General features: G+C 62.6%; 8 protein-coding genes. 4 read left to right on the top strand and 4 right to left on the bottom strand.

Features of this window, described 5'->3' with window-relative positions:
- Both ACP7DE_RS26695 and ACP7DE_RS26690 read left to right on the top strand, forming a co-directional pair.
- Window positions 1-115, top strand: a 115-nt coding sequence (locus tag ACP7DE_RS26695; RefSeq protein ID WP_426074579.1) for a transposase, incomplete at its 5' end; no start/stop codon positions are given.
- A gap of 9 nt (window positions 116-124) precedes the next feature.
- A complete protein-coding gene (locus ACP7DE_RS26690; protein WP_426074934.1) occupies window positions 125-1,567 on the top strand; it encodes a coniferyl aldehyde dehydrogenase in 1,443 nt (480 codons plus the stop codon).
- A gap of 4 nt (window positions 1,568-1,571) precedes the next feature.
- Here ACP7DE_RS26690 and ACP7DE_RS26685 read toward each other — a convergent pair whose 3' ends face one another.
- A complete protein-coding gene (locus ACP7DE_RS26685) occupies window positions 1,572-2,177 on the bottom strand; it encodes a LysE/ArgO family amino acid transporter (protein ID WP_426074932.1) in 606 nt (201 codons plus the stop codon).
- A gap of 202 nt (window positions 2,178-2,379) precedes the next feature.
- On the opposite strand from ACP7DE_RS26685, the gene ACP7DE_RS26680 reads away from it, so the two are divergent.
- Together ACP7DE_RS26680 and ACP7DE_RS26675 are read left to right on the top strand one after the other, a co-directional pair.
- Window positions 2,380-3,270: a LysR family transcriptional regulator ArgP gene (locus ACP7DE_RS26680; RefSeq protein ID WP_426074931.1), complete on the top strand. Its 891-nt coding sequence runs from the start codon at window positions 2,380-2,382 to the stop codon at window positions 3,268-3,270.
- A 105-nt stretch (window positions 3,271-3,375) separates the two neighbouring features.
- Entirely contained in the window at window positions 3,376-4,410 is a 1,035-nt protein-coding gene (locus ACP7DE_RS26675; RefSeq protein WP_426074930.1) for an alpha/beta hydrolase, read from the top strand.
- 117 nt (window positions 4,411-4,527) lie between these two features.
- Here the strand turns inward: ACP7DE_RS26675 and ACP7DE_RS26670 are convergent, their stop codons facing one another.
- The 3 genes from ACP7DE_RS26670 to ACP7DE_RS26660 all read right to left on the bottom strand — a co-directional run bounded on the left by ACP7DE_RS26670 (window position 4,528) and on the right by ACP7DE_RS26660 (window position 6,175).
- Window positions 4,528-5,166: a phasin family protein gene (locus ACP7DE_RS26670; RefSeq protein ID WP_426074929.1), complete on the bottom strand. Its 639-nt coding sequence runs from the start codon at window positions 5,164-5,166 to the stop codon at window positions 4,528-4,530.
- 274 nt (window positions 5,167-5,440) lie between these two features.
- Entirely contained in the window at window positions 5,441-5,776 is a 336-nt protein-coding gene (locus ACP7DE_RS26665; protein ID WP_426074928.1) for a DUF2628 domain-containing protein, read from the bottom strand.
- A 27-nt stretch (window positions 5,777-5,803) separates the two neighbouring features.
- Window positions 5,804-6,175, bottom strand: a complete 372-nt coding sequence (locus ACP7DE_RS26660; RefSeq protein ID WP_426074927.1) for a VOC family protein — start codon at window positions 6,173-6,175, stop codon at window positions 5,804-5,806.
- Between the last annotated feature and the right edge of the window lie 24 nt (window positions 6,176-6,199).

The raw sequence follows: 6,199 nt of genomic DNA, 5'->3' as shown, positions 1-6,199 counted from the left end.
CCTCGAGGGTGTCAACAACCGCATCAAAGTTATCAAGCGGATGGCTTACGGTTTCCGGGACTCGGCATACTTCTTCCTTAAAATCAAGGATGCGTTCCCCGGCAAAGTGCGATGAACCAAAAAAATGCCTGATGTCGCAGAAAACATGGATCTGAGCACCACCCCCGTCCACGCAAAACTGGATGCCGCCCTGGCCTTGCAGCGGGCCGCTTATCTGGCCCACCCCGTGCCCACGCTTGCCGAGCGCAAACGCGACCTGCAAACCTTGCAGCGCTTTATCCGCGACCACAAAGAAGCGCTGTGCGAGGCGATCAGTGCCGACTATGGCAATCGCTCCCGGCACGAAACCTTGCTGGCGGAAATTTTTCCCGCCAGCGACGGCATAAGCCATGTCTTGAAACAGTTGAAAAAATGGATGCGGCCGCAGCGCCGTGGCGTGGACTGGCGCACCTTCCCTGGCGCCAGCAACCGCGTGCTTCCCCAGCCGCTGGGCGTGGTGGGTGTCATCGTGCCGTGGAATTTCCCCGTGAACCTGAGCCTGGTGCCGTTGACTTACATCTTCGCCGCCGGCAACCGCGCCATAGTCAAGATGAGCGAAAATTCGCGCCACCTGGCCCGCCTGCTGATCGACAAGATACCCAACTACTTTCCACCGGAAAAATTGCAGTTTTTTGAAGAGACAGGTGGCGTGGGCATAGCTTTTTCACAACTGCCGTTCGACCATCTGCTGTTTACGGGTTCCGGCCAGACGGGCCGCGCCGTCATGGCGGCAGCTGCGCGCAATCTGTGCCCTGTGACCCTGGAACTGGGCGGCAAGGCGCCGGCCATCGTCTGCGCAGACTTTCCCCTGCGCACGGCCGCCGAACGCATCCTGTTCGTCAAATACCTGAACGCGGGGCAAATCTGCACCAGCGTCGACCACGTCTGGCTACCCGAGGCCAGCATCGCCGCCTTCGTCGCACATGCGCGCCAGATCGTGTCCACGCGCTACCCACGGCTGGACACGCCCGATTACACCTCCATCATCGACGAGGCCGCCTTTGAGCGCCTGCTGCTGGCGCTCGACGAAGCGCGGGAACGGGGCGCACAAGTCATTCCCCTGCTAACGGGGCCAGCGTACGACCGGGCCACGCGCAAGATCGCGCCGCATATCGTGCTCGATGCACCCGAGGACAGCCTGCTGCTGACGCGCGAAATATTCGGCCCCATCCTGCCCCTGCGCGGCTATGTGCATCTGGACAGCGTGATCGACAGCATCAACGCGGGACCGCGCCCGCTGGCCATCTATCCGTTCAGTAAGCAGGCAGACACCGTGCAGCTGCTGATCGACCGGGTGATGTCGGGTGGCGTGTCCGTCAATGACGCCCTGTTCCACGTGGGCCAGCATGATTTGCCTTTCGGCGGCGTGGGCGAGTCCGGCATGGGCCATTACCATGGCGTGGAAGGTTTTCATACCTTCAGCAAGCTGCGCACGGTGTTTTACCAAGCCCGTTTCAGCGCTTTGACACTGCTGTGGCCGCCCTACGGCAAGCTGGCCAGCCGCGTGCTGGCTTTCCTGACGCGCTAATTGCTTAGAGGAACAGCGAGGCGGCGATGGCCCACATGACGAGGGCGATGATGGCGTCGAGCACGCGCCAGGCCATGGGCTTGGCAAACACGGGCGCCAGGTAGCGGGCACCAAAGCCCAGCAGGAAGAACCACAGGGCCGAAGCCATGATGGCGCCGCCCGCGAAGTAGAAACGTCCCGCGCCTTCATGCTGGCCGCCAATCGAGCCGAGCAGGATAACCGTGTCGAGGAAAGCGTGCGGGTTCAGCAGGCTGAACGCCAATGCCGCGCCGATCACGGCCCAGTAACCTTCGGGCGACTTGGCGGCCGACACCGTCAGGGCCGTTGGACGCCAGGCCGACTTGGCTGCGCGCAAGCCGTACGCGATCAGGAAAGTGGCGCCACCGGCCTTGGCCCACAGCAGGAAATTGGGATTATCGGCAATAAACGTACCCATGCCGGCCACCCCGGCCGTAATCAGGAGGGCGTCGCACAGCAAACATACGAGTATGCAGGTGAGCACATAATGACGCTTCAAGCCCTGTTTGAGTAAGAATGCGTTTTGCGTGCCGATGGCCACGATCAGGCTCGCTCCGAGCCCCATGCCTTTTAAGAAGATTGCGCTGTCCATATTGCATCCTTTATTGCTTTCCATCACGCGCACGGCCGCCCACGCTCTGCCGGCAATGGCAAAGTCATCAGTGGTAGGTGGAGGGTGGTGCGGAACCAGGAGGACCGCGCGGGAGAGTGGAGTTGTTACCCTATTTCAACAGTGTAAAGAAAAAGTAAATATAAGTATAATGAATGATTCTAACTACATATAAGAGAATCTTATGCGCGTCGTCGATTACCGTGGTTTGGCCGCCCTCGACGCCGTGATCGGCCTGGGTAGCTTTGAAAAGGCCGCGCAAGCGCTGGCGATCAGCCAGCCGGCCGTGTCGCAGCGCATCCGTACCCTGGAAAACCTGGAAGGCACCCTGTTGATCATCCGCAGCCATCCGCCCTTACCCACGGAAACGGGCCAGCGCCTGATCGCCCACTACCGGCAAGTCAAGCTGCTCGAAGCGGCGCTCGACGCCCAGCCGGGCCCCACCACGCAATTGCCGGAACTGGCCATTGCCGTCAACGCCGACAGCGCCGCCACCTGGATCCCGGAAGCGCTGGGGCCGCTGCTATCGCCGCCGTCGTGCCTGCTCGATATCCGCCTCGACGACCAGGACCACACCCTGAGCCAGCTGCGCGAAGGACGCGTGTTTGCCTGCGTCACCAGCGCCAACGATCTGGTGGCCGGCACCACGGCCACGCCGCTGGGCGGCATGCGCTACCTGTGCGTGGCGTCGCCTGCGTTTGCGCAGCAATGGTTTCCCCATGGTTTTACGGTGGAGGCCGTCAGCCAGGCGCCCGCCATTACGTTTGGTAGCAAGGATGCCCTGCACGAACGCTATCTGCAGCACCGCCTCGGTTACACGGGCCGTTATCCTCACCATGTGCTCGGTTCGGCGCGCGACTTCGTGCGCTTCATTGAAGCGGGCTATGCTTATGGCATGGTGCCGCTGCTGCAGGCGGAAACGGCGCTGGCCGCCGGCCGGCTGGTCGACGTGGCCGCCGGGCAAGCGCTCGACGTGCCCCTGACCTGGCATGCCTGGGATATCCAGACGCCCCTCACGCGCACCCTGTCGGACGCCGTCATCGCCACGGCGCGCAAATGGCTGTTACAGGATTAATTGACACATGCAATATTTATCTATGCTAGACAGCAACTTCTCCGTATGCGCCCGGCCCTGCCTGGCCTACACTGCAAGCATCACTCTTAACCATCAGGAGCCAGCATGACGATCGTGCGCACGACATTGCTCGGTTTGCTGGCGGCCATCCCGCTCGCGGCCAGCCTGGCCGCCTGCTCGCCCTTGACCGCCATCAATGCCTTGTCGTCCGGCAGCGCCTCGCAGGTGACGAGGGGCCTGGCCTACGGCCCCCTGCCACGGCAAAAACTCGATGTATACGCTCCCAAAATCCGCACGGGGCCCGTGCCCGTGGTGGTGTTCTTTTATGGCGGCAACTGGACGGCGGGCGAGCGCGCCGACTATGCCTTCGTTGGTCACGCGCTTGCTGCGCGCGGCTACCTGGCCGTGATCGCCGACTACCGGCTGTATCCTGACGTGCACTACCCAGAGATTTTGCAGGATGCGGCCCGCGCCGTGGCCTGGGCCGCGATGGAGTCCGGCCGCCATGGCGGCGACCCCGCCCGCCTGTTCGTGATGGGCCATAGCGCCGGCGCCTACAATGCGGCGATGGTGGCGCTCGACGCCAGCCTGCTGGCGCGGCACGGCATGCACCCGCACGACTTGCGCGGCTGGATAGGCTTGGCCGGTCCGTATGATTTCTTGCCCATCGAAAATACCACCACCCGGCCCGTCTTCTTTTACCCGGACACGCCCGCCTCTTCGCAGCCCATCCATCACGTGACTGCCGAAGCCCCGCCCGCCCTGCTGATCGCCCCCCTGCCTGGACGGGACAAACTGGTCAATCCGCAACGCAACACGGGAGGCTTGGCGAATGCCTTGCGGGCACAACACCGACCCGTGACAGAAACGTATGTCGACAAGGTCAGCCATACCACCCTGGTCGCATCGCTGGCCAGCCCATTGCGCATGCTGGCCCCCACGCTGGACGCCGTGAGCGCCTTTATCGACGCCAACAGCGGCACGGGCAATGCGAGCACGCCGCAAGGCACGCGCATGCAGGAAAGCTGGGCCACGCGGCAACGTCCTGCAACGGAGCAACCTCCTGCGACGGCGCAGAGCGCCGCCGCGCAAGCTGCAGCAACGCGCCCCGCCACCCGCGACAAGACGCCCGCCCCTTAAAGACGGGCGCTCTGCCCGGACCAATTCACACGATGCTGCGCCAGCCAAGCGCATCACAAGGCCCGGTCCTCGTGACGCGGATGCAGCTGCCATGCACCGCCCCCAGCAGCGGCCCGCTTATTCTTTACGGCTGGCGCTGCTGCTTTTGCTTTGTGCGGAGCCCGCTTGCGAAGCGCTGCCGCTGGCGGAGCTTTCGCTGCCGGCCGACTGCTGGCTACCCTGCTGGCTGGCGCTTTGCAGGCTTTGGCCGTCACGGCTGTGCGCGCCGCGCTGCTGGTCGCGGTTGGCGCCGTTTTGATGGTTGGCCTGGAATGGTTCGGCGATGCGCTGCATGGCTTCCTGCTGCTTGCGCACGTTTTTCTGCGTTTCTTCCGAAGCCGTGCGGGCCACTTCTTCGGCCAGGGCCTTGGCAGTACGGCTCGTTTCATTCACATGCCGCTCTGCCACATTGGCCAGTTCGACCTGCGTATCGGCTGCCAGGCGCGATACCTGTTCCTGGTACTTGCGCAGTTGCTCGGCGGCTGGCTGGCCCGCTGCGGCAGCCACCTGGAACACATCTTCAGCACGCTCGAGCGTCAGCAGGTTCTGGCTGGTGACAGTGGTTTCTTCCAGCAAGCCTTGCGCCAGCTGCATGTTCAGGTCATTGAAGTGCTGCACCGACTGGAACAAGGACTTCGACAGACCATTGAAAAAAGCCAGTTGCGCTTCCAGGTGGTTTTTGACGGCAGGGGTAACACTACGGGAATATGGATACATGGAGTTCCTCATTAAATAGCGGTTGGGTAGACACAAGGCGACACCACCGGCTGTCGAACGGTGAAGCAGACGACCGGGCTACGCCACGAAACGCGAAAAAACATATCCGATTGGTGGAGAGATGCTTTGCAACGCGAGTCCCAAGGCTACGTGAGCACCGCAGGAGAGGGATGATCTGGATCAAAGGTGCGCCAGGCAGCGCAGAAAGTTTTGGCGGGACGGCTTGCCCTTGGCAAGCGTCAGTGACGGGAAGGGAAATCTGTGCCAGGCACGCTCAACGAACAGCGCCCGTGGCAGGCATAACAGGCTTGTAACCATGGCTACGCAGCGAGGCTTCCAGCCAGCGGTTGCCATACCAGCCACGCGCCAGCAGGTAACTGAGCTCCGCGGCGGCCATCAGCAGCATCATCGGACCGATGTGCAGTTCGGTGGCCAGATGACTGCCAAACCACAGGCAGACATCCATCGCCAGCATGAGCAGCAATAGCCACCAGCGGCGCTTGGCCACGGCCCAGAACGAGCCCAGCAACAGGGCCGGCCAGGAAAATCCCGCTTTCACGTAGGCATAGCGGCCCGCATCGTCGGCAAACAGGGTGGCGCTATGCTTCATGCTGCTCTCTTCTGGTAATGAACGGTGTCAGGGTTCGGGATGGTGGCAGACGGCTTCGACATTGTGACCGTCCGGCCCCAGCACAAAGGCGCCGTAGTAATTCGGGTGATACAGGGCGCGGATGCCGGGGGCGCCGTTATCCTTGCCGCCCGCTGCCAGCGCGGCCTGGTAAAACGCATCCACCTGGGCACGGTTGTCCGCCGTAAAGGCAAGATGCATGCCGGCATGCGGCGTGCCGCCCACGCCAAACCAGAAATCGGGCTTGCCATCCTTGCCCAAGCCAACCCAGCCCTGCTCTTCCATCACCACCGACACCCCCAGGGGCGCCAAGGCGGCCGAAAAGAATGCCTTGCTGGCCTCGGCATCGCTGACATTCAAACCGATGTGATCAAGAATCATGATGGTGCTCCTCGCAGGTAAGGG

Source organism: Janthinobacterium sp. DSP2-3-3 (genome assembly GCF_049897325.1).
In the GTDB taxonomy this organism is placed as follows: Bacteria; Pseudomonadota; Gammaproteobacteria; order Burkholderiales; family Burkholderiaceae_D; genus Janthinobacterium.
The sequence above is the reverse complement of the archived record's forward strand: the minus strand, read 5'-3'. Positions and strand labels throughout refer to the sequence as shown.